Origin of the sequence: Bittarella massiliensis (ex Durand et al. 2017) (assembly GCF_017566145.1) — a bacterium.
In the GTDB taxonomy this organism is placed as follows: Bacteria; Bacillota; Clostridia; order Oscillospirales; family Ruminococcaceae; genus Bittarella; species Bittarella massiliensis_A.
Window position 1 is genome coordinate 1 of record NZ_JABFCL010000050.1, and the last position, 343, is coordinate 343.

Here is a 343-nt window from a genome sequence, read left to right on the forward strand (position 1 = left end):
CTTCGCAAATTTTTCCGCAAGCTTTTTCGCAACAGCTTCTATCGCCTGCTCCCAAACCTTGTGAAACTGATCCCATGAGTCCGCAGCCTCTTGTGCTGTTTTCCCTATTTCTGAAAGCGCATCATTGAATGACTCTATCTCCTCCACCAGCTCTTGTTCCTGATCTGGTTTCCCCTCACTCTCATCGGGAACCCTTTCACACGCGCTTTCCTCTTCCTGCTTCTTTGTCATCTCTTTTCTCCTGGGTTTCCGGATCCATTCCAGAATTCTTCTACAAATTTCCACCTTCTCTTCCTTCCCTCATCTCCAAAATAGTCTTTGGCGCTGTTACATACTGTTCCAG

General features: G+C 46.9%; 1 protein-coding gene. It reads right to left on the reverse strand.

Annotated elements, in window-relative coordinates; genetic code table 11:
• On the reverse strand, nt 1-231 hold a 231-nt coding region (locus tag HJY11_RS13405), incomplete at its 3' end, for a hypothetical protein (protein ID WP_208076443.1).
• Nucleotides 232-343 lie beyond the last annotated feature (112 nt).